Origin of the sequence: Paraburkholderia sp. SIMBA_030, assembly GCF_046535245.1 — a bacterium.
Lineage (GTDB): Bacteria > Pseudomonadota > Gammaproteobacteria > Burkholderiales > Burkholderiaceae > Paraburkholderia.
On sequence record NZ_JAWRXB010000118.1, the window covers coordinates 1 to 394 of the forward strand.

Sequence of the window (394 nt, forward strand, 5' to 3'; positions counted from 1 at the left end):
GTTGCTGCACTACGACCTCGGCAGCTCGATCCTCGCGCTGCTGGTGGGGGGCATCGTCGAGGGTATCGTCTGGGGCTGGGCAGCGCACGCCGCCTTTCCCCACCGCGGACTTATTGGCAGCGGTCAGCCGCCCGCTATCCATCATCAGAGACCGATACCCCGGGCGCTGGCAAGCGGAGCGATATTGCTGGGCGCTGTCGCCATCTGCCTGACAAATGATCGCTTCGCCACAGCGCTGGTCATACCGATTACCGTAGCGTCGATGCTGATGCAGCTGGATTTGCTTGCGGGCGCAAGAGCGGCCTTCGGCCTCATCCTTGTCAACATATTCGGTGGCGCTGCGGCGAGTGTAGTCTTCGGCTTCGTCGCCCTGCGGCACTCGCTGGTTTTCTTG

The 394-nt window shown here is 62.9% G+C and carries 1 protein-coding gene; it reads left to right on the forward strand.

The window, feature by feature from the left end:
* The coding region (locus tag SB772_RS39280) for a hypothetical protein (protein WP_410838426.1) at nucleotides 1-394 on the forward strand (394 nt) is incomplete at both ends.